Here is a 25,869-nt window from a genome sequence, read left to right as displayed (position 1 = left end):
ATATGGCTGAAGGATAGTTACTGTCATACCTTATCTATTCAGCACCATTACTAGTAGACACTCCTAATGCCACAAAATCCGGCAGCTAAGCTCCAACACGCCCAATTTTTATATAGTGATCAATCATTATTTGTATTTTTAAGACGATGAAATGATTTTGTTTGAGCATATGGTTCAAACCCCATAGACTCATAAAATTCCTGTGTATTAGGGGAAGTGCAAACAACAATGGCAGTGTCTGCCCCCTTATCACGCAAAGCATTGAGAGCAAGCTTACAAACGGAACTGCCTAACCCCATCCGCCAAAATATCGGATCCGTTCCGACAGGCTCCAGTAAACCTACCTTATTTATTTCATCGAACCAAATTAAACAAAATGCTGCGAATTGACCATTAGGGGATTCGATTACCCAATCCAGAGAAGGATCATAAGGATAGCAATTCATAACATTCCGGTAGCTTTCTTCAGTGACTCTTGATGATGTGAATGCAGCCTTCTGTACGCTCACTCTATTTGTTAAATCTTCTTTCCCCTTGAGATGTCGTGCTTTAAATTCATCTGGCAAATAAGCAGGGAAAGGACCACTTTCTATTGAAATTTTCATGAGAACTTCGGATGTTTCTTTTAATGGTTTGAATAAAGAATCCTCTAAAGCTGAAATAAGATGGGACTCCGTTTCTAGAACGGTTACCCTTTGTTCATTGGCTTCGGTCATTTTATCAAACCATTCAATGACATCCTTGGAAACTTCCGGGAAATTAGGGTCGACTTGGAACATTAAGTTGTCAGGTTGTTTTATCCAACCCCAAGCCACTGGTTTATCACCTATCTCCCAAATTGCAGTCATCCATTCATCCTCACGCCCAGTGTGTCGATAACGTTGCCAAGCTAAATCGCCAATATGGTAATTCGATTCCAGTGACCATATAGCCTGTGTAAGTTTCTGCATTCGTTTTAAATCAATTGAATTTTTATATGTTCGAATTAGAGGTTTACTCATTTATATAATCTCCTCGATTCTTCTCGGTATTTGTAACTATCTTTTTGATATTTTCCCTATGGAATACTAGATTAAAAGATCATCGTTAATTTTCTTTAACTTCCTTATCATTGCTAAAGATTTCTTCCCTTTATTTTAAATCATCATCAGAATATAGATATAGAAACAATGATTAGGAAACAAAATCACCATAAAAAGCACCGATTTCTTTAATAAGAAACCAGTGCTTTGTATCTACTTTTTCGAATAAACGATTTTTTTAATTGTTTCGGTTGAGAGAAAATAATCTTGAGCTAATTGATCAATGGACTTGCCATTATAAAATTCATTTTTTATCGAAGCGTTTCTTTCATCGATTTTCTTTCTTCCACCTGAAAGTGAGCCCCATTTTTGATACGTACACTTTTGTTTTGGTATATAGATTGCTTCACCTTGAACGTATTTTTGAATCTCGACCAAAAGTTCTTCAGGTAAAATAGTAGTTGCTTTTACATATTTCACTTTTGCCAGCCCCTTATTTTTTAGTTCATTAAAATAAGGTGCAAAGCCTAGTATTTTGGTCAAAAGGCGATTATTTTAATACGATAGACTCATGCAAAGAAATCGCCCTTTTATTACTCGGCTTTGCATGAGCTCTTGCATATTTTGTTAACACGAAACTTTTCTGCATTTTTGCCACTCCCTTTTTACTTTATTTCTATTCATTGAAAATGCAACTTAATTTACTGTATTTTAACGAATATTACTATTACTCTATATCAATTCCTAAAAGTTCTCTTCTACAATCTGGCCAGATTACTATAAATCCAAAAATTCAAAAGAACTTCCGTTTATAATTAAACTGTTATAATAAGATACAGTAAATTGGCGATTTTATAATAAAAAACTAACATTTTTTTATTATAAAGGGCATTATATAAAATTATTTGTATTTAACTGAAACAAGAACACACCATTATGATATTACCATCAGGATCTTTAAAGGAGAACTCTGACAAATCGGGATACGTAATAATTTCAGTTATTATCTCAGCACCCATTTTAGTAACATGGTTAAACGCTGCGTTAATGTCGGAAGCACTAAGGTTAAAGAGTGGCTGATTTGATGGAATTATTTTATAACCTTCCTCAAAACAGTGGTTATCAAGGGTTATCCCCGGGCGTCCGTCACCCATATTCAAGGTATATATTGGTCCAGTATGTTCTCCCTCCCTTACTTGCAACCCAAGCAAATCACTGTACCATTTTATTGAACGTTCTAAATCCGACACATGAACAAAAACAGTATCAATCCTATTTTCAATTGGTCTATACAAGTGAGCACCTCCATAGATTTAATACCAAAATTAATACTTTATTTCTTTAGATAATCCTGCTCCTTAGTTTCATAAAAGATATGGTGTGAATAGTTTCGTCCGTGTTCGACATAAAAAGCCGATAGAAGTCTTTTGACTTAAACTCTTTTTATTAAACTAAAGCTACCCGTTAGCCTAAGTACACTTTTTCACAATCCTGTTTTAAAAACTTAAGGTACTCAGAAACATAGGTAACAGAAGCTTATTACCGATTAATTTCTTTGGTCATACCTATTGAAAATTTCCTAAACCCTAAATCTTTATAATAGGGCTCCAAACTGTCTACACACATCAGTTGAGGAATTACTTTATTCTGCTCACAATGTTGTATAATTCGATTTACAATTTCTTTACCAATACCTTTGGACTGATAACTTGGCAGTACACAAACTCCACAGATAATTGCTGTAATAACCCCATCAGAAATAACACGTCCCATTCCTACTAATTGTTGCTCATCATAAGCATATACTGCATACCAACTCTGTTTGCACATTCGTTCTAAATCATTAGCGGTTAAGTTAAGTGAATTCCATCCTAATAGCTCATATAATTTCCATAATTCTTCAAAATTTTCTGGTGGCAGTATACTATAATCTATCTTTCCTTTCACATAATAACCTCCTATTTTTTAAATCACATGCAAATTATTTAATTTTACTTAACTGCTTGGTTAGTTGGAGTACTAAATATTCAGAATCCTATATATTTTAACATAAATATCCGATCCTAGCTCAAATAGCCCCGATAAATTGTAAGATTTCCAATCACTCAAGAGTAACCACAAAAAACCTCTGCCCTTAAATAGGGACAGAGGTTGAAAAAATGTATCTATCTACTTTTTTTGAAGTTTACCAACTTTAATAAAAAATTTACTAACTATACTGCTATTGGACAGTAAACAACACATAACTCAGTGACATATTTAAGTTATAATCGTGACAAATTTTATTATGATTCGTGACAGGGTTAGTTATAACTCATAGATCTTGTTTATACGCCATTCCATTTATTTACCTACTGTAATACGCTTAACAAATCCCCTACTTCTACCTCAGGTTAATTGCTGTTCTGCAAATTCCCTATACAACTCATGTGTATCCACAAGTTCTTGATGGGTACCCATCCCAGTTACTTCCCCATTTTCAATAAAGATAATCTTATCAGCATTTACAATGGTTGATAATCGGTGGGCAATAACAAAAGCAGTTCGCCCTTCCATTAATCTCGTTAACGCATCTTGAACAATTCCCTCTGATTGACTATCTAAGCTTGCTGTTGCTTCGTCCATCATTAAGATTTTTGGATTTCGTAAAAATGCTCTTGCTATATTAATTCGCTGCCTTTGACCACCGGAAAGATTTACCCCTCTTTCCCCAACCTCGGTGTCTAGACCTTTACTAAATTCTTTAATAAATTCGTCCGCATATGCCATTTTTGCAACTTCCCACAATTGATCATCTGGAATATGATCTGCATCAGGCATACCATAGGTTAAATTTTCACGAATCGTCCCAGCCATAATCGCAGTTTCTTGCGATACATAGCCAATTTGACTTCGCCATGACGCTAACGATAATTTGTTAATCGGTGTATCGCCAACGAATATTTCCCCAGAACTCGGCTCATAATATCTTTCGATTAAAGCGAATATAGTCGACTTTCCACCACCACTTGGACCAGCAAAAGCAATCATTTCCCCCGGGTTTGCGTTAAAGGATATCTTTTGCAGGACTGTTTCTCCTTCCTCATATGCAAACGATATATCGGATACAAAAATAGGTTGATTGGCTATATCCATCTCTATCCCAGCCTGCCCGTTCTCATCAGGCAAATGAAGAATATCAATAATTCGTTCTGTCGCTCCTTTAGCCTTCTGCAATTGGGTGAAAAACATCGCAAAAGAGGTAATGGGGAAGATAATTTGAAATAGATATAGTAAAAATGCCACTAGTGAACCTGTAGACATGGTTCCTTCAGCAACACGAATTCCTCCATAACCAATAATCACAACAACAACAATCATCATTACGGTATACATCGATGGACCGATTAAGGCAGTAATTCGTGCTTCCTTTAATCCAAATTGAAATAATCGATTAATTCCTGCTCTTCCCTTATGTTTCTCTACGGATTCAGCAGTAGATGCCTTCATCAAACGAATTTCACTGATTGTCTGTTGAATTGTCCCTGAAAATGCAGCCGTTTCATCCTGTAGTCCTCTAGATACTTTTGACATTTTAGACCCTAATGGAATCATAATGGCCATTGTAAAAGGTACAGCTATTAACATGATCAACGTCATTTTCCAATCCATGATAAGTAAAATAATAACTGCCCCAATAATTGTAATGATCCCACTAATAAATTGAGGGAAATGCTGGGTAATTAAATCCTTCACGATTCCAGTATCATTCACGACTCGACTAACAGATTCTCCGCTTGTCTGCTTATCAAAATAGCGTACCGGGAGGCGGATAAGCTTACTCCACATACTCTCACGTAGTCTTGCTACAACTCTCTGTCCAACAAATGCAAGTAAATAAAAAGATACCCCATCTGTTACTGCCTGTAAAATGAACACGGCAGCAATGGCGATGATCATTCCCGCACTCAACGATTCTAATGAAAATCCATCCACTAATTGACCAGTCAAAAGCGGTATAGCCAATCCAATAAGGGTGGTAATAACACTTCCTATTAATCCGAAAGTTAAAGCGACTTTTGGGATATTTGTTGATTTAATAAGTGATAAAAAAGGCCTTAATCCTTGATTATTATTTTTCATATTTGTATAGCTCCTAATCATTTTCATATTGGAAACTATCTTCTATTGTAAAACCTTTGCTTTAGGATAACCATTTTAAGCCCTCAAAGGGGCAAAAAAAAACAGCAATCCTAACATTTGCATTTTGCGGGATCATTAGCTTAATCATTTTACCTTCCCACGACTTGCAGTAAAAAACACCTCGAAGTAAACAGCTGATACCGTCCTCTCCGGGTGCTTTCAGATGTAATAATATTTTATTGCTGGCTGGCAAGGTAATCAGCGAGTTGATCGAAAGTACCCTCGAAGCCTTGCTCCAAATTAGGTCGCATTCCTTCAAATGCCGCACGCTCATCTTCAGTTGCATTAAACGGACCACCACGCAGGGTAAGCGAAGTTTTTCCATTCTCTTCCGTGAGCGTTAGGATGTTAATAATCTCGAGTGGCCAATTCGGGTTAAAAGGCGCTCGAACAGTATTGCCTTCCTCGTCCGAGAACGATTGAACAAACACGAGTTTTTCCGGTCCGTTCACTTCTTGATACACGAACTTTCCCCACATGACATGTCCCTCTGGAGACGTCTGGCTGCCTAGAAACATACCACCCGGGCGTACATCCATCTTCTCGACGTTTAGTGAAAAGTCTTTCGGTCCCCACCAATTACCGAAGTGCTTCGGATCTGTCCATACCTTGAATACAAGCTCACGTGGAGCGTAAAAGTCTCGGGTCAGTACCAATTCATTGGGTTCAACCGGATTTTTATCCATTCTAATTCCTCCTTGATTTCCTCATCTTTATTATCCTAAAAAAATTATCCATAACTGTTAAGTCAGTTATCCAACGCGCTACGAAATGCCTTTAACCAGCAATCCATCTCTTGACAAGGCTCGAGATAGAGTTTATCGGAACGTTGATTAGACTCTGGATGTACCACGACAATCTGAATGAGGTGGGGATTAGCTAACTCACTCCTAGTTGTTATGTTCATGTCGTACCCCACCGGTTAATCTCGTTAGAGCGAACTGGATGCCTTTTCGAGCAATTGATTTAAAAGGCCGTAGTCTGGTGAATCGCCTTCACGGATTTTCAGCCATTTTCGCTCAGGTGGTCCTTCAAATCCTTTCGGAACTTCCAAACCGGTAGCATTCATGATCATAAACGCTACGGCATCTTTGGATGGGGAAATCACTGCTGCGTAATGTCCGTTCTTCAGAAAATGTGGCTTTTTGTACTGGATTCGCTCCTCGACCTCAGGAATGGTTTGATGTACCAATTCACGAAGTCGATTGGAAACCTCAACTTGCCACGGTTGATTAAGGCTTTCGATAAATGATGTTACTTCTTGATTCATTTTGATCCTACTCCTCCTTTTGGAAAACTTTTATCTAAATTCAATATCCCTCTCTGGAGTGTACCTGTAGGTGTATATAGAAATAATATTACCAAATATTATAATTATTATAAACGTTACAACTATTTATTTTTCAAATGAACTTCCTAGTATTTTGGAAATCTATCGCTCAGAATAGTAGGTTTTGTATACGGATTTATAAATACTGTTTCACGAGCATAGGATTTATTTGCTAACTAAAAACAATCTGATTGAACTAGGCAGTGAGACATCCCCCCTGTAACAACTAAAGATACTAAAGCGCCTATTCAACAGAGATTCTGCTGCTTTTTTTCAAAAAGAGAAACGTGTTTGTCACAAAGGCATCCCCCTATTCGCCTCGTAAACAACCTGTTTTCACTAAAAGGAAAAATTAGTCTGACCAAGCTTATGTTGAAGTTGAATAAGATAGATACGGAAAAGATAGATAATATTAGCTTGAAAGAATGGGCCGAGATGACTACTCATGATCCATTAGTCCACCTTCTGTTATTTGCTATTTCCCGTGCCAACACGTACGTCCCTTACCCCGAACTTTACCTAGCAGGACCTGCCATACGGCAACTACAACGGACTTTCAACGGAAATGCTTTTTATATTTCGGAAGGCTGGGGAACACTCATTGAGGATCTTAAACATCAAGCTGAATTAGTAGGAGTCACGATCATGAACCATCGAAAGGTAATTGAAGTCAAGTATGATAGGCCAGTTCAGCGAGTTCTTTTTACAAATGGGGATATATTGGAAGTATCCTTCGTTATTGTTACCGCAGGACTGAAAGAAACGTGCAATCTTGTCTATCATGCGGAACATACTAGTCTGAAGCGTTGGGAAAATCAAGCACGTTCAATTCATGGCACTATTAAAAAACTAACACATTCTTTTGTTCTTTAGCGAATGTGTTAGTTTTTCTTATGTCGGTGGAGGATGAAGCGTCTGTACGAATCAACCATATAAAATCAGTTGCGGAAAGATCATGTAAAGTTGTTATCACCGAAACATTAAATATCTTTTTAATTGCCACCCTAAATACTAATAACGAAAAGACTTCAAAACCATATTATAATCCCCATGCGTCGTCATATTAGCAGGTCTTTCCGAATAAGAATGCTCTTCCGGAAGTCCAAACGTCTTACCTATTAAATAAAAATCGAGACTTTCCCCGGCTTTTATCGTAAAGGACATCGTAAAGCCTTTACTTAAGCCAAAAAGCTCAATAAAATAGGGATTCTCCTTTGAGTAATGCTTTTCATCTAATTGTAGTTCTCCACCATTAATGGATAATTCGTTTATTGAAATATCACTATTTGTACCAAGTTCGATGGCAATTGCATTTGGTGCTGCAATATCTAATGTAATCGTCCTCCACCCATCTTTCTTCACATCCGAAATTAACTCGGATTGTGGAAGATTGGTATCATAGTATGGTGCATCTGCTGTATACATTTCCTCAAATGTGAAGGATGGAAGCGGGTGCTCATCGAACTGTGATTCATCTGCTACAAACTGTTTCGTAAAGGAATCTGGCTTTGTCTGTATTCCCCAAACGGCCTTCTCCAAGTCCCCATCAGCCAAGTAATAGACTTGATTTCCAATCGGATGTTCACTGGTTGCCTCCACCGCTATTGTTTCATAGGTTACGATACTGACCCCAAGTAAGAGTAGTCCGATCGCATATTTCCAGCTTCCTTTTAACCTTGCAAAAACAGGTACGAATAACATTAGACATAAAGCAGCAACGGTCATAACGATATGGATGACGGTTATTGTTAACGCAATATACATGGCAAAAACTAAAAATGTAAATAGTATGATACCTGGAACAAGAAAAGCACTATACAAGAGAACATTATTTTCAGTCGAAAACTTCCTGTCTTTCCAAAATACTAGATTCGTTCCAATCAAACTAAAAATTAATGGCCAAACAAATAAATAACTTGCTCCAGTTAAGAGAATGCTAGAAACACAAGCTAATAGAAACCATCCAATCAAAGCCCCCATCACAACTTGAAATGCCCCTATTTTCTTCTGAACGACGTAAGTGAAAAGAATTAACACTGCCGCAGTAATAAGTAAAAAACCAATTAAATAGATACTTGCAATATGCTGGTCAAATTCCAATAGCCAGCTCACATCCTCAGCAAAAAATGTGACAAGTTTTAAAGCGAATAAAGAAATACCATAGGCAACAGCAAGCGATACTAAGAATAAAAGAAATCCGATTAGTGTTCCTAATACAGATACAAGCTTTCTTCTGATTCCATGAATGACTGTGGCAATAAGCCCAATTAATGTAACGATTAATAAAGGTATGACGAGGCTATCGGAATAAGAAACGAATGTATGAGCAACCGGATTAAAATAAACAGCATTTTTCTCTGATTGATTATCTATCTTGCTTAAGTCGATATTTCCAAAGTGAGTCGCAAGTTCATATGCGTATGTAGTATGATGCATGAGTGTGTTTTTATCAACAAAATCTAAACTATCAATAGTAGTATGATAAGAGTTAAAACTCTGTGCACTAGCAAAATTCAACCCTTGCATACCAGCACCAACAAATTCTGTTAGATCTGTTCCATTTGGCATCACGTCGTATACTTCCTTTAAAAATGAATTGGAGGCTGGGCTACTCGTTGCTTTTTGGAACTCCTTAATAAGCGCGCCATTTCCACCACTCGTTTCAAACATAACCGTGGCCCCTTTAATTCCTCTTGCCTCGAAATTTAACACGACGTCCACATCTTTTGCCCACGGATGTTCATTGACAAAAGCATTTGCACCAAGAAGCCCCAATTCCTCCCCATCTGTTATTAAGATAATAACATCATTTTTAAGGGATATATCTTGAAGTATTCGAGCTGTTTCCATCAATGCTGCAACACCATAGCCATCATCACTCGCACCAGGACTCACGAAAGTACTATCGTAGTGAGCAGCAAGCATAACGGTACCAGAGGAATCGGAACCTTCCATTTTCGTTACGATATTTTGAACACGGGTTGCCCTTTCTCGTTCCGGTTTATGAACTATCGTGTCTTGTATTTCCACATCCAAACCCATTTCCTCTAATGTTTGGATGAGATAGTTTTTTACCCTCTCATGTTCTTCTGATCCAACCGGATGAGGTTTCTGTGCAATATTTTCAATAAATCCCCAAGTACTTTCAAAAGAAACCTCCGACGGACTTGCCTTATCCCTATCCGGTGCCTGTAAAGGCGTCAATCCAATAACAATCCCAAATAAAAATATTAATATTGCTAGTAACCCATAATAAGGTACTAGCTTGCCTAACTTACTTTTACCCATGCACATCCCCTTGCCCTCTGTTTTGTCTATTTTTTAATTATTCTAGCAGTAATTACCAATAAAAACACGTGAAAGGACCTTTTGCTTCACAATGAAGTAAATGACCACTGGAGCCCTCATTCTACTCTTCCCAATAGTTTCCTTCGCCCCCAACATTAGATATAAGAAAGGATGAAGTAATATATCGCAATAATATTACCTCATCCTTTCTTGTTAAAAAATCTTAGGTAGATACAAAACGTTCTATTATTTCAATCAAACTTTTTTATACTCACATTTATGACGGTGAAACTGATGGTAGTACAGTGTTACTATCCTTCCTAAAGAAAATCCCTCTAGGAGGTGGAAATAATAGACTTATGAGCCATAGCAATCAAAGAACAGCATCTGGATTATTACCGGGCTGACAGCCTTATACCTGATTAAAATACCCTGTTTCCATTACGAAAGATTGGAACAATCACGACATCCACATGTGCAGTTGACACATTCCGTTCGTTTTTCCGCAACTCATCCTCACTCTTTTTGTTTTGCCCTCTTTTCAGATATTCCAATTTCCAAGAAATGGTTTGGCTGAATTAGGCTGAATAACTATCAGAAATGCAAAAAGCATCTCCCTCTCAATTAAGAAAGATGCTGATTTATTTCGGGTTAAACTTCATTTACTTGCCACTTCCAATACTTCACTGGATAGATCCCATTCGCATTTTTCTATGGCAGATTCTTTATAAACACGACCTTAAGATAGTTTCCTTCTGGGAATTCTTTTATTGTTTTAAAGTCTTTTGGAAGGGAAAATTCCTCCACTAGCTGATATTTCCTGTTTGATTCTCTGAATGCCTGATCAATAAAACCTTTAAATTTTTTCATATTAAAAGAACTTGAATTGGTGGACGCAACGATAATCCCCTCATCTTTTGTTATGGAAATAGCTTCCTTCAGAAGATTTTTGTAGTCCTTTTCAGCGCTGAAAACTATCTTCTTTGACCTTGCGAAGCTTGGAGGATCTAGGATAACCAAGTCAAACTCTAGCTGCTTTTTCACCGCATACTTAAAGTAATGAAACACATCTTCCACAATGATATCCTGTGCGTCATCATCTATTCCGTTTAAGCTAAACTGCTCAACTGTCTTGTTTAAGCTTCTTTTTGCTAAATCCACACTCGTTGTTTTAGCTGCGTGTCCTAAGGCAGCAGCAACCGAAAAGGCGCCTGTGTAGGAAAAGGTGTTCAGTACGTTCTTACCTTTCGCATAAGCATCACGGATTTTCTTCCTGACTTCCCTTTGATCTAAAAATATACCAACCATTGCACCTTCATTTAGGTAAACAGCGAAGTTCACGCCATTTTCTTTTACTATAATCGGGAACGTTCCTCTTTCTCCCGCTACGAAATCATCTTCTTCAATATATTTCCCATTGGCATCAAATCTTTTCTTTTGATATATGGCTTTAAATGTAACCAGTTCTTTCAGAGCATTGATAATATACTCCCGAAAATGGTAGATTCCTTTACTATACCAGTTGATTAAATAGTAGCCATCAAAATACTCTATCGTTAAGCCACCTAAACCATCGCCTTCTCCATTCACGACTCGAAAGGCATTCGTATCCGGACTATTAAAAAATGACTCTCGATAGTTAATCGCATCTCGCAATTTATTCACAAAAAAACGTTGGTCGATCTGTTCATTCTCATTTCGACTAAGAACCCAGCCGTAACCCTTGTTTTGTTTGCCAAAATAGCCTTTTGCGATGAACCTGTTCTTTTCATCAATAAGATGAATAATAGTTCCTTCTTTCATACCTTCGTTCATATTAAGGATGGCTTCCTTTGATATGAGCGGATAACCGCTTTTATATTTATTTGCAAACTTACCTTTTACTGTTAACGTAACATTATTTTTCATTTTGTCATCCTACCAGAAATTTTTTTATCGCGTACACAATATTGTATACAATCATTTCGCGCGTCATTCATGCTGAACATAATAGATGATTACATAATCTAATAGTATTGTAAATCATTTACCTTTTGGGTGTATTTATCTTCCATGTCTTTTTAAGGATAGTAACTATTATATTAACCTGCTATTTATGAGATAAAAATTTTAAAAGGGATTTACAACGTACATAATAGAACCTTTTATATGTATGAGAGTAATATTCAAAAACAATCCCTCCTTACAACTAATTTTGTGAGGAGGGATTGTTGAGTGGATCTTACGTATTAGGTAACTACGTTGCTCTAATATAATCCATAAAAACAGTCATCCTAATATTAATCGATTAAATAATCCATAATCCCATCACGAATCGCTTCCGCAACAGATTGTTGAAATTGCTCCGATAACAGCTTTTCCTCTTCCTGAGGGTTTGTTAAATAGCCTACCTCCAATAAAACAGCAGGCATGGTTGTATCTTTTAAAACAAAATAATTTTCTTTTTTCACACCTCTATCCCGAAATCCTGTTACCTCAATTAATTGTTGATGTATTTTATTTGCTAGTAATTTTGAATTCTGATGGTAATAGTATGTTTCTGTACCAGATACCGTTGGGTCATCAAATGTATTCCCATGGATGGAAACGAATATATCGGCTGATAGGCTATTAGCAAAGTTTGGTCTTTCCCGTGTCTCAGAAGAAAGGAAAACATCTTCCTCCCTAGTCATGTATACCTCTACCTGAGGTTCTCGCGCTAATAATTCTTTAACCTTTTTTGACAGACTCAACGTATAGTCCTTTTCATAGGAACCACTAGCACCTATTGCCCCTGGATCTTCGCCACCATGTCCGGCATCAATCACAACTTTATAGTTATCTGTTTTAGGACTGGATCCTTTTGTTTCTTGATTGCTTATGCGTTCCTCATTTTTAGGAACCTGCTCCTGATGATCCTTCCAAGTAAAAAATAACAGCAATACGACTAGTATAACTACGAATAATCCAATCCATTTTTTCATTTATACGCTCTCCCTTTACTATGCACCTTTTTGCTACACTCATTTTTAACTGGAGAACAACAGTTTTCACATTTTTCAAGGACTCTATTCTTTCGAAATCAAAGCACTTGGCGATACCCGCTGTTCTAGTTATCGTTCAAAGGTTAACATGGTGAAGTAAAGCTGAAATGAAGATAGGATAAATATAAAATTAAGATTTCAATAACTACACTAGAAGGATAAAAATATTAATTTGCCTTATAAATAGACGCAATAGAACTAAGGAGACATTATCCTAGTCTAGCAAATGACAATCATCTACCAAAGCTAACAATGCTAGAAAACGACCCAATTATTTACCAATCCGATAACAGCGATTATAGCAATTAAAGTTATACGGTTCTGCACTTTCATCGATTACGCTTGTTTGATAGCCATGCTCCTGTAAGTAGCTTAATAGAATGGACAAATGACTAGCCGTTTCACCGCGATCATGCATGAGAATAATTGGCGTTCCCCCAGCCTGTACTAGCTCTTCTACCTGGGAAATGACATGCTGGACATATTCATCCGCTGATAAATTCCAATCACTGCTGTCTACATTCCAATCCCATAATTTAAATCCATCATTCTCTAGAACCGTTCGAAATGAGTCTGTTAAATAAGGGACACTACCAAAAGGGGAACGTATTAAATGCGTACGAACACCGGAAATTTGTTCTAGTGTTGCTTGCCCTGTCCTCATTTCATTTAATGCAGCCTGCTCGGATTGATAGAATTTATCTCTATCATGGGTAACACCGTGTAATCCGACAGCATGCCCTTCCTTTATCATACGTTTCACCATATCTGGATAGGCTCGCATTGCTGGTTCAAGCATAAAAAATGTTGCTTTTGCATTAAATTGCTGAAGCGTATCCAAAATCTCATGTGACGCCGAGCTAGGTCCATCATCAAAGGTTAAGTAAACTGTAATCTCTGTTTTATTATCTTGTTCTGGTTCTTTCTCGTTCTCATTAGCTGTTTTATTATCTTGTTCTGCTTTTTTCTCATTTTCACTAGCTGTTTTCTTTTCCACTTCCTCTATGACATTTTCTAAATCGACCTCTATTAATTTTTCATTACTAGTTTCATAGTCGCTCGAGCTAACCGTTTTAGGTTTATTACTATCTATTAGTAAAAAAACTAATATAATCAAAAATACACAAATGATTTGTAGACGGTATTCCTTTAGCACTTCGCTTACCTTCCTTTCGTATGCTGCATTAACTCTCCGTTTAGGCATAGCGTAATGGAATGAAATAAAGATAAGAGGAAGATAAGGTGAATATAAGGTAAAGTTTTGAAAACAATTCACCAGAAATTCCAACTCAACAAAAATAAGCCATCCAACGCATGACACTATGTCAATTATTAGACGGCTAACTTCATTAAATAGTTTTATTTAAATAAAAATAAAAGCAAACACCTGTCTCGGTATTATATACGCCATAGTCGACATCATGTAATTTTAAAATGTTCTTCGATATAGCGAGTCCTAATCCTGTCCCTTCCTTCGAGCGCTGCTCCTTGTTACCCTGGTAAAAACGATCCCATATTTTCTCCAATTGATTCGGATCAATTGGCTTACCTTCATTCTCAATCATTACTTTAACGGTTGCGTTCTCCTCGACGGTAGAAATCGTAATCTGTCCCGACTCAGGCGTATGGCGAATGGCATTGACTAAGAAGTTCGTAACCACCTGTTCGATCCAATGTTCATTCGCAACAACTTCTATGGGCTGTAGCTGTACATCAACCGTTAGCTCCTTGTTTTGGGCATTGATTTGCAGGTGTTGATACACATTATTGATTAATTCATCAATGAAGAACACTTCCATTTTCATCTTATAGGTTCCTGATTCAAACTTCGCTAACTCCAACATATCAACGATTAACCGATCCATTCGGTCAACCTCGTGATTCATCGCAGAGAAATAATATTCCTTTTTCTCTTTGGCTACTTCATCTTCAATGATTGCGATACAGCTTTTTATAATACTTAGCGGCGTCTTTAATTCATGTGATACACCGGCAATAAAATTTTTACGAGTCAATTCTAATTGCCTTTCTTTCTCGATGTCCTGCTGTAATGCCTGAATATAGGAATGTAATGTGTCTGATAGAAAATTGATGTTCTTCGATAATTCACCAATCTCATCCTTCGATTTGACGGGAACTCTTTCGGCAAAATCTAAGTTAGCTATCCGTTTTGCTGTACGATTGATTTTTAATAATGGACTTGCTATTTTTTTAGAAAAATAGAATGCTGCTAACAATATCAATAGAATGACACCAATAATAATGTAGATATAATAATCCTCCATCATCTCGATCGCTTCATCGATAGGCTGTAGCGATGCCATCGTAAAGTAATAGATGGTTTCTCCATTGCTGTCCTTTCCCTGATCGATTAACACGCGATAATTGATACCATTTTCCTCATAGGTTAATTCCTGCGGTACAGTGGTATCCACATTTCCAAAAATCAAATCGATTTGAAATCCCTTAATTCTATCGAGGAATTGTCGATTTGATAGTGGTGTGGCATATAAGAGACTGTTATCGTCTGGTATGTGTACCTCATCAATACGTCCATATAATATTTGTTTTACCGTGTCCTTATTCTCCACATTTTTATTTACTGCTGATGCAAGCAGATTGTTCTTCCAATAATCAACATTATCAAGTCCTCCGTCTAGCATGTAAAACGGAGTCTTTGCTTCATAGAGTGATTCTTCCGTACTTGAAATGAGCTCATAAGGATAAATGACGCCATCTTTTTCCAAACCATGAATTTCAATTACCTGTTTTTCCTTTTCTTTAAAGATAGCAATCTGTTCATTGTCATCATACATGTTTTCTAAATAGTAGATGGGTATGGAGATACTTTCTTCGGTAAAGTTTATTTTGCTATTTTCAGAGACAAACCGATTATACAGTTTCACAGAGAAGTCCTTCGTCCCTTTGATATATCCCTGTTCATCTAACACCGCAATCCATGCATTGTTTTCTTGATAAAACTGTTGCTCTAATTCCTGTCGATCCCTATCATCCTCTAGCTTTTGATAATCTAGCTTAAACATATCGACGGCTTCTGATAACTGCTTCATCTTATTATTCGCATAATAATCCTTAAACAGTATCGTTTGACCAACAAAAATGCTCGCCAAAATTAATAAGCATAAGCCAGAAGTCAGTAAAAACAGCTTTACAACAATACGATTTATCATTCTATTTCCTCAAATTTATATCCGGCACGGACAACTGTTTTGATTTGATTGGCCCTTTTGCCAAGCTTATGTCGTAGATTACGGATATGTGTATTGATGGTACGATCATCCCCAGCATAATCGTAGCCCCATATTTTGATAATCAATTGCTCTCTTGATACGACGATGTTCTTATTTCTCATGAGGTAGGTTAATATTTCAAATTCGGTATGGGTTAATGCGATTACCTTGCCTTCCACTTTAACGGTATGGGAACGGAGATCTACTTCTAGGTCATTACTCGTTAGCACTTCATGGTTTTCACTCAATGGATGACTTACCTGTGATGTAAGCAAACGCTTCGCTCTCGCTAGCAGTACCCTTGGACTAAAAGGCTTCGTAACATAATCATCCGCCCCTAATTCAAATCCTAATAATGTGTCCTCTTCATCCGACCTTGCTGTCAGCATAATGATCGGTACTACAGACGTTTCACGTATTTTCTTGCAGACGGTCCAGCCATCTAATTCTGGCATCATAATATCGAGAATGACTAAATCAACATTCAAGCTCCCAAATAACGTTAATGCCTCTGTACCATTTCTTGCCTCTAACACCTTATATCCAGCATCTAAAAAGTAGTCCTTACTTATCTCTCTTAGTATATCTTCATCTTCTACAATCAAAATAGTTTCTCTCATAATAACTACCCCTGTTTTTAATAACATTGAAAAATTCTAAATTCGGATTCATTACTAGAATTATAACAATAACATGTAAAGATTAGATAAAGAAAAATTGGAATCTTCATGGCTTTGGTAGCTTTTTAGGATGGCAGGATGGGATTTTGTTGGATGACGTTAATAAAAAATTACAGAAAAAAAGTTTTAGTACTTTACAATTTTCCGAAAACAATATATAGTTGTATGTACAAACAAAATAAAACTTATTTTAAAGACTGGGATGGTTAATGATGCTCGAAAATTATCTTAAGGAATGTTTATACTTTACTGCCAATCGACTAAGTAGAATTGTTGCAAAAATGGCAGAGGAAGAATTTAGAATTAGTGGCTTATCGCCAACATATGCTTATTTATTAATGGCTGTCTATGACAAAGAGGGAATTTCTCAAAAGGAGTTAGGTGAAATTCTCCATCTCAACCCTTCTACCATTACACGTTTTATTGAAAAGCTTACTGCTAAAAATTTGATCTATAACAAAGTAGAAGGACGATTATCGCTCATTTATACAACTGAAAAGGGTAAAGAGCTAGAAGAAACGATTTACAAATGCTGGATGAATCTTAGACGTCGCTATTCAGACATATTAGGGGAAAAAGAAGGAGATGAATTAACTCTTCTTCTGGATCAAGTTAGTAATCAATTAGAAAATAAGGAATAACCATTCTTTATTTTCTAACCAATTAGTTGTATGTACAAACAACTAATTATAAAGATTGAAAGGTGGTGAAATTCTTCTGCAAGTTACCGAGCTCTGAAAATAAAAATTTTAAAAAATAAGGAGGAATTTTTTATGAATGAAATGAAGAATGAGAATGTAAACAAAAAGAGACTTGAGAAAACAGGGGATGGCAATCAGAAACCAATTTTGATACTAGGTGGAACGGGTAAAACCGGACGACGCGTGGCCAATAGACTTTCTGCGCTAGGGTATCCTGTACGAATTGCTTCCAGATCAGGAACACCATCCTTTGATTGGAACAATCAAGCGAGTTGGGAACCACTTCTTGAAGGGGCAAGTGCTGTTTATATTACCTACTATCCTGATTTGGCAGCTCCAGGAGCTGCAGATGCAGTTGGATCATTCGCAAACCTAGCTGTGGAAAAAGGGGTAAAACGATTGGTATTATTATCTGGACGCGGAGAAGAGGAAGCACAGCGAAGTGAGGAGGCCCTGAAAGCTTCTGGGGCAGACTGGACGATTCTACGATGTAGCTGGTTTGCACAAAATTTTAGTGAACATTTTCTTTTAGACTATGTGCTCAGTGGTATAATCGCTTTGCCAGTTGCAAACGTGAAAGAGCCTTTTATAGATGTTGAAGACATTGCAGATGTTGCCGTTGAAACAATTATTAACCCTAAACATATCGGTCAGCTTTATGAACTATCTGGACCTAGATCACTAACCTTTGCTGAAGCAACGGAAGAAATCTCCAAAGCAAGCGGTCAGGACGTTCGTTATCACTATATTTCTACGGAACAATTTAGTTATGGGTTACAGCAGGCTGAACTTCCAGAGGATATTATCTCTCTCATGATGGAATTATTCACTAAAGTCTTAGATGGTCGTAATTCTCATACTACAGATGGAGTCCAGCGTGTCCTTGGCCGGGAGCCTCGAGATTTTAGTGAATATGCGAAAAGTGCTGCTGCAACTGGGGTGTGGAATACTTGATTGAAAAAATCACATCATTACTAACCTTGTTTGCAGCTCTTGGATCAGGGCTTATTGCTGGAACATTCTTTGCATTTTCAGCCTTTGTCATGAATGCCCTCGCCCGGCTTCCCTCACATCAAGGAATAGCAGCCATGCAATCGATAAACATCGTCGTACTCAATCGATTATTTCTCACCGTATTTACAGGTACGGCAGTGGTAAGTTTTATTCTAATCCTCATCTCATTATTTAATTGGAAAGACACCGATGTTGTGTTTATCCTTTCTGGAAGTTTGCTATATCTTCTTGGCAGCTTTCTGGTCACAGGAGTGTGCAATGTCCCCCTTAACGATTCTTTAGCAAATTTAGACGTAAAGGATGCAGCAAGTGCAACTCAATGGAAGGAATATATTGTAATTTGGAAGGCCTGGAACCATGTTCGAACAATCGCAAGTCTTGCGGCTATGGTATTATTTATTCTCGCACTATGGAGAATCTAGTCGTAACAAATTAAACGAAGCAAAAATTTTGGAATATTCCCAACCGCGAACTGCCAAATGAAAGAATTTACTAGAAATGTTATGGAAGCATATCGTTATAATGAAAGGACTAGGACACTTGACGGAAAGAAAAATTTTTTCCTAACTAAGGTATAATATTCCTAGTCCTTCACTCCATTAAATTAAAGATAAATACTGTTTCGCTCACTAAAAACAACGAATTTATAATCCGTTGTTTTTTTTACAATCATTAATGTGAATTGCTAAATTATATGGAACCAAATTAACCACACTACGTCTAATAAATGAGAGGATGGTGGATGATGTTTGAGGAATTAAATAAGAACGGAGAAGCCAACGAACTAAGTAAGGAACAAAGACTTGAATTACTAATGAACCAATTTGGTAGAGATGTTGTGCGTTTGGCTTTTACATATACAAAGGAGAAACAATTAGCAGAAGATATAGCACAGGAAGTTTTCATTAGATGTTATCAAAATTTAGATGTATTCCGCCATGAGTCCTCCTATAAAACTTGGGTTTTCCGAATAACCATAAACCTATGTAGGGATTACTTTCGAAGTTGGAACTATAAACACATAACTATCTCAGATATTTTCAATAAACTTTCCTTTACTAATAGAACACCTGAAACTGAATATATGAATTTGGAAAAAAATAGAGTAATTGGTGAGAAGGTATTAGCATTACCCCTTAAATATCGTGAAGTAATTATCTTATATTATTATGAAGAAATGTCATATAACCAAATTTCAAAGTTGCTAAATATGAGTCAACAAACGATAAAATCTCGTTTGCATAGGGCCCGTCTTAAATTACAGAAATCATTAGAAAAAGGTGAGTTAGATGAATCATATATTTAATGATTTAAAAGAAATCATGGATAGTACGGTACTAAAGGAAGTAAATTTTAGCGAGAAAAATAAAGAAAATGTTAGAAGGTCTTTATATAAAACTACCAGCAAAAAAACTATTCATGTTAAACCTATATTCATGAATATAATCAGCATTAGCTTAACTTGTCTTTTTCTCATAGGAACGAATTATTTCCTGATAGATAAGCTAGAATTATCCTCTAAAGAAGAAGGACTGGCAACTAATATGACAGTTGATGAAACAGTTTCAAACGGAGCTTCAGATTTTCATATAGACAAAAATAATCCAGATATTCTCCCAAGTAGTGAATATAAAAATGTAGAAGAATTTATTATAAGTGCTAAATATGAATTGAATTCTAACCCACCTAGTTTTGAAAATCCTTCCAAAGAATTATGGCAATTAGATGTCGCAAGATGGATTACAGATTACGCCAAACATTTCGCCACTTTATCAACAGATAAAGAAGAAATAAAATTATTACAAAACATAGAGGAAGCTTCATTACGAGTATTCAAGGCTGGCGATCCAATTGAACCAAAAGAAAATCAAGATAAATTAGTAGCTAATTTAAATTTAGCAATTGATGAATTTATAAAACAAAAAATTAAAGAAGATTAACTATTACCATAAAAGGGGACCTTCCAAGCCAAAAATGGAAGGCATTTTTTTTATCTTTTTCCTATTACAGCTGTGATATATGGTTGATTTCCAACCAATTTCAATATCAGTATCGCACCACATATCAGTCTGGAACAATTGATACGACTATCTTTACTATATCCAACTATGTGTAAACGGTAAGGATATTGTGAACCACTGTTTGAGTATTTAGAGAGGTAATAGAACAATACCTTTTAATTTATAACCATGTAATAAAAAGTTTTTGACAACATTTAAAGGATAATATTTCTTGGATAGGTAATTTTAATAGTAAATTATATCCGTTGAAGGGATGGCCATACGTGGAGAAAAAACTGCTAAGACTACTTACTGCTTTGTGTATAGCTTCATTGCCATTTTTATTTAGAGGCCCAAAAATGAGAGAAAACCTTGTTATTTTTTTCTCTAAAGGAATTCTTTCTACTCTTATTGATGCTTATGTTGTGGCGACCAGAAGAATTGAATATCCTGTACGCCCTTTTGCAAAAATCTTTAGAACCAATATTATGTATGACATGTTGTTCTTCCCGCTTTTAAGTGTGTTATGGGTGAAGCTTTCTTATAGGGATAACCTTCAGAAAATCCTATGGAAAAGTCTGATTTTTAGTGTTCCGATGAGTATTGGTCAATGGTACTTCGAGAGGAATTCCAAGCTATTTAAATGGAAAAAATGGACAGCCCTCCATACCTTTGGAAGTGTCAGTTTTACTTTATTAACGATTAGGGGATTTGTAGGTGCGATAAAGAAAATAGATCACATAAAGAGTAAAAAAGAAATAGCTGAATAAAGATATTACATATCGTGCACTTCTTCTAGACTAGGATGATTCTCTTATTAGAACAGCCTGCGCACAGGGTTTGTTACAATTGTTTCAATAGAATTAATCATCGATACGATTTATTTGTACCAAATTTGAACGGGTAATAATAGAAAAAAGCTTCGCTAAAAGATCTATTCTCACGCAGGCAGAACCCATGATTTTAAAAGCATTAAAAAAAGGCTATCGAATGTTATCCGATAGCCCAAGAAGCTTCATCGTTCTTTTATTCTTACCTAATTTGTCATAGCAATCGCTTGATCCAAGACCTTATCTCCCTGGAGCATACCATATGCCATCTGGTCGATAACATCAACTTTAATTCCCTTTGGTTCCACGAACTCTCTTATTTTCTTTTCAAGGTATCGAACCTGTGGACCTATTAGTACAACATCGAGGTTTTCTAGATTATTAATTAATTGGGACTCTGCAACAGCATTTATTTCCACCTCTATATTTCGTTCATTAGCGGAATCTCGCATCCTTGTAACGAGCATCGATGTGGACATACCTGCTGAACAGACTAAGAGAATTTTCATGATTTTTTCCCCTCCAATTGTTGTATTCTTTCATACATGGTAATCATTTCATTTGCTAGTTCCTTAACAGTTAACGCTGTCATTAAATGATCCTGTGCATGAACTAATATGACCGTAACCTCATTTTTCTTTCCGTTTGCCTCATTTTGTAAAAGGTCTGTTTGTACATGGTGCGCTTGAACAAATTCCTGTTCTGCTTCTTCGATTTTTCCTCTTGCCGCTGAGAAATTATAATCTTTTGCATAGGAAATCGCTTCCATTGCACATGAACGAGCGTTCCCAGCATGAAGAATTATTTGGAAAGATAGTGTTTGAATATCTTCTAATGATTGCATGCTCATCCTCCAATTCTGACCTGCTCACGATATATCTTCTACTATACCACTAAAATAATAGGGTGATAGTCTATTTATCTACCTATAGCATTCGATAATTAATTAGCTCAATCCCTAATTCATTTACATAGTTTTTAATTCGATCTGATGTCAGGATTGTATACTCTTTCAATCGTGTATCAACATAGGAACTTTTGGAAATCAGATCAGGATCAATATATGCTGGATGACAATTAATTTCCACTGTCTCATTTTTATCTAACACAGAAACGTTTCGTAATTGTCCCTCAAGCGTTTCATAGCTCACCTGTTCTCCATAAAACGCCCGCATCATGAATGTCGTTCTCTTTACCGTGTTATATGCTACATCTAAGTTCGGGACATTCATTGCCCTTCTCAGTGGAAGACCGTATTTCTCCGCTAAAGCAATCGCAATAGGTAGCGCTATAGCATGCTCGTGAACATTATGGTGACTATCCAGATGAGTCGGATTTAAACCAGTAGACAAAAATCTTTCAATCTGGGCTGTCCACTCGCGTTCAATATCCTCTGGTTTAGCATGATCGAATACATTATTCTGGCTATAAAAGCTTCCATTAGTATCGGTTAATGAAGAGACGTTTTCGGAAATTGGTGTCCCACTCGTTAGAACTAGATGGACACCGACTCCTAAATCAGGATTCTGTTTCGCTAAATCCACCGCATGAGCAACATGAGGAGAATTACACATCATCGTTGTTGATGTAACAATCCCATTTTTAAAGGCATCTGCTATTCCATAAGTAACCGCACGTGTATAGCCAAAATCATCCGCATTTACTATTAATTTCATCTGATTAACCTCGATTCTGTGTATGATTCACGTATATATGCAAAATACTAATGACGCTATATTTACGTCAACGTTAAACTACTTTTTTACTTGTACTAGCATTCGTAACATTCCTAGCCATTGACCTGTCTAGAACCTTTAAGAATGGTAGATAAAGTAATGCACCTACAGCTAAATTAACAATTTGTAATATAGATCCCGCTATAGACCCACCTGTAGCTAAGTAACCTCCGATTATTGGCGGTGTGGTCCACGGTACCATAACTACCGTTTTTGGTACAAGTCCGATAGATGTCGCAAAGTATGCGATTGTTACATTCACAAGCGGTACCAAAATAAACGGAATGAATAACATTGGGTTCAAAACAATTGGTAATCCAAAAATGATAGGCTCATTAATATTAAATAGTGCAGCTGGTGCACTCATTTTTCCTAAGCTTCTTACTTGTTTAGCCTTAACTGTTATAAATAAAGCGATTAGCAGCGAAATTCCTGTACCTGTACCACCCATTGCAACAAACACATCCAAGAATGGTTTTGTGATAATGTATGGTACATCGTGTGCAGATACGCCTTGTTCAAATAGCTTTGTATTCTCCAATAGTCCAGGCAGGTACGCCGCTTCAATAACAGGCTCTAAAATATTCGACCCATGTAATCCAAAGAACCATAGAAATGATTTGGTAAATTCAATACCCAAAACAGCAGGCAATGTACCAGCGGCATTTTGGAATGGTGCCTGTATTGCCTTATAGATTAAGTCTTGCAGGCTTACACCAATTACATCAATGAACAATACCTGTAATAACCCAAAAATAAAGAGTACAATCATGGCAGGAATAAGGGATGCAAATGATCTAGAAACAGCTTCCGGAACACCATCAGGCATTTTTATGGCGAGATTCAACTGCGATAATCTTCTGAAAATTTCCGTTGCTACAATTGCTACTAAAAGCGAAACAAATAAACCTGCTGCAGACATCCATTGAAGTGAAATTCCACCATCTTCCGTCATTGGAGATATAATAATTAAGGACGCAACAGATACTAACGCAGCCGCTAAAGCATCCACATTATATGACCTTGCTAGGCTATAGCTGACCCCTATAGCCACAACTAATGAGATGATTGCAAATGTTCCATTCCATATATAACCGCCAAGATCCTTCCAGCCTTCTCCAAATATATTCACCATGAAGTTTTGGAAAGGTTCAATTGGTAGATTATTAATAAGTACAGCTAATGACCCAATGATAATCAACGGTAATATAGCAGCAAATCCATCACGTATTGCTACTAAATGTCGTTGTGACCCTATTCTTCCTGCAACAGGAAGAAACTTATTCTCAAAAGCTTTGAATACATTTTGCATTTTAATTCCCCCTTAATTTGAATTGTGGTAAATCATGTTTATGTGCTTCTAATAATTCATCCAGAATTACCTTGCTACGTTTTTCATCCTTCATTAATGGATTCATGACCATTGCCAAGTATGCATCATGATACTCTCCCGTAATTGCTGCGCGAATGACAAGCTCTTCAAAGGCTTTCATTTGCTGAATTACCCCTTTGACACTATGTGGTAGGGCGCCTATCGAAATTGGCTTAGGACCGTCCTTCGTGATAACGCAGTTAATTTCCACAACCGAATCATCCGGCAAATCAGAAATAGCTCCATTATTCGTGGTGTTTACTGTTTGTATATCTTGTTTATTATTATAGATAGAATCCATCAGACTGCATGCGACATCACTATAGAACGCGCCCCCACGTTTTTCTAATTCCACTGGTTTGTCACGCAATTCTGGGTTTTTATATAGCTCAAAAAGTGATTCCTCTAGCTGCTGGACAACCTCTGCTCTTGTGCCATGTTCTTCATAGGCTTTAAGGTCCTTCTCCAGCACATCTTTCGTTTGAAAATAATATTGATGATAAGGATTCGGGAGGAGCCTCGTAGACGCTATAAACGTTTTGGACCAGCCAAGACTAACGATATTCGCTGGTGAATAATCAAGCCCATCACTTTCCATTAACTTTTCCAGAACCTCATCGATTCGGTCGATTCCCTTAACAAATACCTTCTGACCAAATACGAAATGATTCATACCGACGAATTCAATACGAACATCCTCCGGTGATACACGAAGAATTTCCGCAACCGAATGGCGCATATTATAAGGAATATTACAGACACCAATAATTTTTTTATGTGGCGAATGTTTTAACAGCGCTTCTGTTACAATCCCAGCAGGATTGGTAAAGTTAATTATCCATGCATCTGGGCAAATGGTATGCACATCCTGTGCAAGCTCCATAAGCACTGGGATGGTACGGAATGCTTTAAATACGCCACCAGCACCATTTGTTTCCTGACCAATAAAGCCATGACTCAATGGAATTCTCTCATCCTTTGCACGCGCATCCAGTCGACCTACCCGGATTTGTGTGGATACGAAATCAGCATTTTTCAGTGCTACCTTCCGATCCAATGTCCATGATAGATTAATAGGTTTCGCCGATTTCTCAATCATTCTCAATGCTAAATTCCCGATAATTTGTAGCTTTTCCTCCCCCTCCTTAATATCAACAAGTACGATATCTGTTACTGGAAAGCTTTCATGCCGTTTAATAATTCCCTCGATAATTTCTGGTGTATAGCTGGACCCACCACCTATAATAACTAGTTTTAGTGTCACTACAAGTTCACTCCTTAAGCTCTTGTTGAAAGCGCTTAAATTTTAAATTACGTAAATTTAAGCAACTACGTGTGTTTCCTTATCTCAAAATGTATCATACAAATTTATAATTGTCCATACATTTTGTGTTAATATTCATATTGTACGTACAATATGAATGGGCGATGAAATTGTAG

At 36.8% G+C, this 25,869-nt stretch carries 26 protein-coding genes; 7 read left to right on the top strand and 19 right to left on the bottom strand.

The annotated features are described in order from the left end of the window. Positions 1–119: 119 nt before the first annotated feature. The 8 genes from KI338_RS14760 to KI338_RS14725 form a co-directional block, all read right to left on the bottom strand. Positions 120–1,001, bottom strand: a complete 882-nt coding sequence (locus tag KI338_RS14760) for a GNAT family N-acetyltransferase (protein WP_212921771.1) — start codon at positions 999–1,001, stop codon at positions 120–122. A 234-nt stretch (positions 1,002–1,235) separates the two neighbouring features. Continuing rightward, complete coding sequence (locus KI338_RS14755) at positions 1,236–1,502, bottom strand: CD3324 family protein (RefSeq protein ID WP_212921770.1); 267 nt, start codon at positions 1,500–1,502, stop codon at positions 1,236–1,238. Between the two features lie 431 nt (positions 1,503–1,933). Further along, positions 1,934–2,317, bottom strand: a complete 384-nt coding sequence (locus KI338_RS14750) for a VOC family protein (RefSeq protein WP_212921769.1) — start codon at positions 2,315–2,317, stop codon at positions 1,934–1,936. 244 nt (positions 2,318–2,561) lie between these two features. After that, positions 2,562–2,969, bottom strand: coding sequence for a GNAT family N-acetyltransferase (locus KI338_RS14745; RefSeq protein WP_212921768.1), 408 nt, complete (start codon positions 2,967–2,969; stop codon positions 2,562–2,564). A gap of 441 nt (positions 2,970–3,410) precedes the next feature. Continuing rightward, entirely contained in the window at positions 3,411–5,144 is a 1,734-nt protein-coding gene (locus KI338_RS14740; protein WP_212921767.1) for an ABC transporter ATP-binding protein, read from the bottom strand. A 236-nt stretch (positions 5,145–5,380) separates the two neighbouring features. Then, positions 5,381–5,890 carry an SRPBCC family protein gene (locus tag KI338_RS14735; RefSeq protein ID WP_212921766.1) on the bottom strand — a complete coding sequence of 170 codons (510 nt, stop codon included), beginning with the start codon at positions 5,888–5,890 and terminating at the stop codon, positions 5,381–5,383. Between the two features lie 62 nt (positions 5,891–5,952). Then, positions 5,953–6,111: a hypothetical protein gene (locus tag KI338_RS14730; protein ID WP_212921765.1), complete on the bottom strand. Its 159-nt coding sequence runs from the start codon at positions 6,109–6,111 to the stop codon at positions 5,953–5,955. A 24-nt stretch (positions 6,112–6,135) separates the two neighbouring features. Continuing rightward, the gene (locus tag KI338_RS14725; protein WP_212921764.1) at positions 6,136–6,474 is read right to left on the bottom strand and encodes a DUF1801 domain-containing protein; all 339 of its coding nucleotides are present in this window, start codon (positions 6,472–6,474) and stop codon (positions 6,136–6,138) included. Positions 6,475–6,825: 351 nt separating this feature from the next. On the opposite strand from KI338_RS14725, the gene KI338_RS14720 reads away from it, so the two are divergent. Then, positions 6,826–7,407, top strand: a complete 582-nt coding sequence (locus KI338_RS14720; protein ID WP_212921763.1) for an FAD-dependent oxidoreductase — start codon at positions 6,826–6,828, stop codon at positions 7,405–7,407. A gap of 138 nt (positions 7,408–7,545) precedes the next feature. Here KI338_RS14720 and KI338_RS14715 read toward each other — a convergent pair whose 3' ends face one another. The 6 genes from KI338_RS14715 to KI338_RS14690 all read right to left on the bottom strand — a co-directional run bounded on the left by KI338_RS14715 (position 7,546) and on the right by KI338_RS14690 (position 16,716). Further along, complete coding sequence (locus KI338_RS14715) at positions 7,546–9,822, bottom strand: M28 family peptidase (RefSeq protein ID WP_212921762.1); 2,277 nt, start codon at positions 9,820–9,822, stop codon at positions 7,546–7,548. A 711-nt stretch (positions 9,823–10,533) separates the two neighbouring features. Then, on the bottom strand, positions 10,534–11,730 hold the full coding sequence (locus KI338_RS14710) for a class I SAM-dependent rRNA methyltransferase (protein WP_212921761.1): 1,197 nt from the start codon (positions 11,728–11,730) through the stop codon (positions 10,534–10,536). A 371-nt stretch (positions 11,731–12,101) separates the two neighbouring features. Continuing rightward, positions 12,102–12,785 carry an N-acetylmuramoyl-L-alanine amidase family protein gene (locus tag KI338_RS14705; RefSeq protein ID WP_212921760.1) on the bottom strand — a complete coding sequence of 228 codons (684 nt, stop codon included), beginning with the start codon at positions 12,783–12,785 and terminating at the stop codon, positions 12,102–12,104. A gap of 331 nt (positions 12,786–13,116) precedes the next feature. Then, positions 13,117–14,001 carry a polysaccharide deacetylase family protein gene (locus KI338_RS14700; RefSeq protein ID WP_244853652.1) on the bottom strand — a complete coding sequence of 295 codons (885 nt, stop codon included), beginning with the start codon at positions 13,999–14,001 and terminating at the stop codon, positions 13,117–13,119. Positions 14,002–14,194: 193 nt separating this feature from the next. Next, positions 14,195–16,036: a sensor histidine kinase gene (locus KI338_RS14695; protein WP_212921759.1), complete on the bottom strand. Its 1,842-nt coding sequence runs from the start codon at positions 16,034–16,036 to the stop codon at positions 14,195–14,197. After that, entirely contained in the window at positions 16,033–16,716 is a 684-nt protein-coding gene (locus tag KI338_RS14690; RefSeq protein WP_212921758.1) for a response regulator transcription factor, read from the bottom strand. The genes KI338_RS14695 and KI338_RS14690 overlap by 4 nt, the downstream gene beginning before the upstream one ends. Before the next feature lie 269 nt (positions 16,717–16,985). On the opposite strand from KI338_RS14690, the gene KI338_RS14685 reads away from it, so the two are divergent. From KI338_RS14685 to KI338_RS14660, 6 genes are all read left to right on the top strand, one after another. Then, entirely contained in the window at positions 16,986–17,417 is a 432-nt protein-coding gene (locus KI338_RS14685; protein ID WP_306345321.1) for a MarR family winged helix-turn-helix transcriptional regulator, read from the top strand. 132 nt (positions 17,418–17,549) lie between these two features. Continuing rightward, positions 17,550–18,431 carry an NmrA family NAD(P)-binding protein gene (locus KI338_RS14680; protein WP_244853650.1) on the top strand — a complete coding sequence of 294 codons (882 nt, stop codon included), beginning with the start codon at positions 17,550–17,552 and terminating at the stop codon, positions 18,429–18,431. Continuing rightward, on the top strand, positions 18,419–18,913 hold the full coding sequence (locus tag KI338_RS14675) for an anthrone oxygenase family protein (protein ID WP_373306347.1): 495 nt from the start codon (positions 18,419–18,421) through the stop codon (positions 18,911–18,913). Before KI338_RS14680 ends, KI338_RS14675 begins: the two co-directional genes overlap by 13 nt. Positions 18,914–19,233: 320 nt before the next feature. Continuing rightward, positions 19,234–19,797, top strand: a complete 564-nt coding sequence (locus KI338_RS14670) for a sigma-70 family RNA polymerase sigma factor (RefSeq protein ID WP_306345320.1) — start codon at positions 19,234–19,236, stop codon at positions 19,795–19,797. Beyond that, entirely contained in the window at positions 19,781–20,431 is a 651-nt protein-coding gene (locus tag KI338_RS14665) for a hypothetical protein (protein ID WP_212921757.1), read from the top strand. The genes KI338_RS14670 and KI338_RS14665 overlap by 17 nt, the downstream gene beginning before the upstream one ends. A gap of 419 nt (positions 20,432–20,850) precedes the next feature. Then, positions 20,851–21,261: a CBO0543 family protein gene (locus tag KI338_RS14660; RefSeq protein ID WP_280530760.1), complete on the top strand. Its 411-nt coding sequence runs from the start codon at positions 20,851–20,853 to the stop codon at positions 21,259–21,261. Positions 21,262–21,527: 266 nt separating this feature from the next. On the opposite strand, the gene KI338_RS14655 is transcribed toward KI338_RS14660, so the two are convergent. The 5 genes from KI338_RS14655 to KI338_RS14635 all read right to left on the bottom strand — a co-directional run bounded on the left by KI338_RS14655 (position 21,528) and on the right by KI338_RS14635 (position 25,693). Beyond that, entirely contained in the window at positions 21,528–21,830 is a 303-nt protein-coding gene (locus tag KI338_RS14655) for a PTS sugar transporter subunit IIB (protein WP_212921755.1), read from the bottom strand. Continuing rightward, a complete protein-coding gene (locus tag KI338_RS14650; protein WP_212921754.1) occupies positions 21,827–22,165 on the bottom strand; it encodes a PTS lactose/cellobiose transporter subunit IIA in 339 nt (112 codons plus the stop codon). The genes KI338_RS14655 and KI338_RS14650 overlap by 4 nt, the downstream gene beginning before the upstream one ends. Positions 22,166–22,247: 82 nt before the next feature. Further along, positions 22,248–22,997 carry a chitin disaccharide deacetylase gene (chbG, locus tag KI338_RS14645; RefSeq protein ID WP_212921753.1) on the bottom strand — a complete coding sequence of 250 codons (750 nt, stop codon included), beginning with the start codon at positions 22,995–22,997 and terminating at the stop codon, positions 22,248–22,250. A gap of 73 nt (positions 22,998–23,070) precedes the next feature. Further along, on the bottom strand, positions 23,071–24,369 hold the full coding sequence (gene celB, locus KI338_RS14640; protein WP_212921752.1) for a PTS cellobiose transporter subunit IIC: 1,299 nt from the start codon (positions 24,367–24,369) through the stop codon (positions 23,071–23,073). A 1-nt stretch (position 24,370) separates the two neighbouring features. Beyond that, the gene (locus KI338_RS14635) at positions 24,371–25,693 is read right to left on the bottom strand and encodes a 6-phospho-beta-glucosidase (protein WP_212921751.1); all 1,323 of its coding nucleotides are present in this window, start codon (positions 25,691–25,693) and stop codon (positions 24,371–24,373) included. Positions 25,694–25,869 lie beyond the last annotated feature (176 nt).

This window comes from Ornithinibacillus bavariensis, assembly GCF_018333235.1.
GTDB classification, from domain to species: domain Bacteria; phylum Bacillota; class Bacilli; order Bacillales; family Amphibacillaceae; genus Ornithinibacillus; species Ornithinibacillus bavariensis.
This window is presented reverse-complemented; position numbering and strand designations above follow the sequence as displayed.

Excerpts from the sequence above, each read along its gene's own strand:
- KI338_RS14760 (WP_212921771.1), bottom strand. The coding sequence starts at position 1,001 with ATGAGTAAACCTCTAATTCGAACATATAAAAATTCAATTGATTTAAAA.
- KI338_RS14740 (WP_212921767.1), bottom strand. The coding sequence starts at position 5,144 with ATGAAAAATAATAATCAAGGATTAAGGCCTTTTTTATCACTTATTAAA.
- KI338_RS14735 (WP_212921766.1), bottom strand. The coding sequence starts at position 5,890 with ATGGATAAAAATCCGGTTGAACCCAATGAATTGGTACTGACCCGAGAC.
- KI338_RS14730 (WP_212921765.1), bottom strand. The coding sequence starts at position 6,111 with ATGAACATAACAACTAGGAGTGAGTTAGCTAATCCCCACCTCATTCAG.
- KI338_RS14725 (WP_212921764.1), bottom strand. The coding sequence starts at position 6,474 with ATGAATCAAGAAGTAACATCATTTATCGAAAGCCTTAATCAACCGTGG.
- KI338_RS14715 (WP_212921762.1), bottom strand. The coding sequence starts at position 9,822 with ATGGGTAAAAGTAAGTTAGGCAAGCTAGTACCTTATTATGGGTTACTA.
- KI338_RS14710 (WP_212921761.1), bottom strand. The coding sequence starts at position 11,730 with ATGAAAAATAATGTTACGTTAACAGTAAAAGGTAAGTTTGCAAATAAA.
- KI338_RS14705 (WP_212921760.1), bottom strand. The coding sequence starts at position 12,785 with ATGAAAAAATGGATTGGATTATTCGTAGTTATACTAGTCGTATTGCTG.
- KI338_RS14695 (WP_212921759.1), bottom strand. The coding sequence starts at position 16,036 with ATGATAAATCGTATTGTTGTAAAGCTGTTTTTACTGACTTCTGGCTTA.
- KI338_RS14690 (WP_212921758.1), bottom strand. The coding sequence starts at position 16,716 with ATGAGAGAAACTATTTTGATTGTAGAAGATGAAGATATACTAAGAGAG.
- KI338_RS14685 (WP_306345321.1), top strand. The coding sequence starts at position 16,986 with ATGATGCTCGAAAATTATCTTAAGGAATGTTTATACTTTACTGCCAAT.
- KI338_RS14680 (WP_244853650.1), top strand. The coding sequence starts at position 17,550 with ATGAATGAAATGAAGAATGAGAATGTAAACAAAAAGAGACTTGAGAAA.
- KI338_RS14670 (WP_306345320.1), top strand. The coding sequence starts at position 19,234 with ATGATGTTTGAGGAATTAAATAAGAACGGAGAAGCCAACGAACTAAGT.
- KI338_RS14665 (WP_212921757.1), top strand. The coding sequence starts at position 19,781 with ATGAATCATATATTTAATGATTTAAAAGAAATCATGGATAGTACGGTA.
- KI338_RS14660 (WP_280530760.1), top strand. The coding sequence starts at position 20,851 with ATGAGAGAAAACCTTGTTATTTTTTTCTCTAAAGGAATTCTTTCTACT.
- KI338_RS14655 (WP_212921755.1), bottom strand. The coding sequence starts at position 21,830 with ATGAAAATTCTCTTAGTCTGTTCAGCAGGTATGTCCACATCGATGCTC.
- KI338_RS14650 (WP_212921754.1), bottom strand. The coding sequence starts at position 22,165 with ATGCAATCATTAGAAGATATTCAAACACTATCTTTCCAAATAATTCTT.
- chbG (WP_212921753.1), bottom strand. The coding sequence starts at position 22,997 with ATGAAATTAATAGTAAATGCGGATGATTTTGGCTATACACGTGCGGTT.
- celB (WP_212921752.1), bottom strand. The coding sequence starts at position 24,369 with ATGCAAAATGTATTCAAAGCTTTTGAGAATAAGTTTCTTCCTGTTGCA.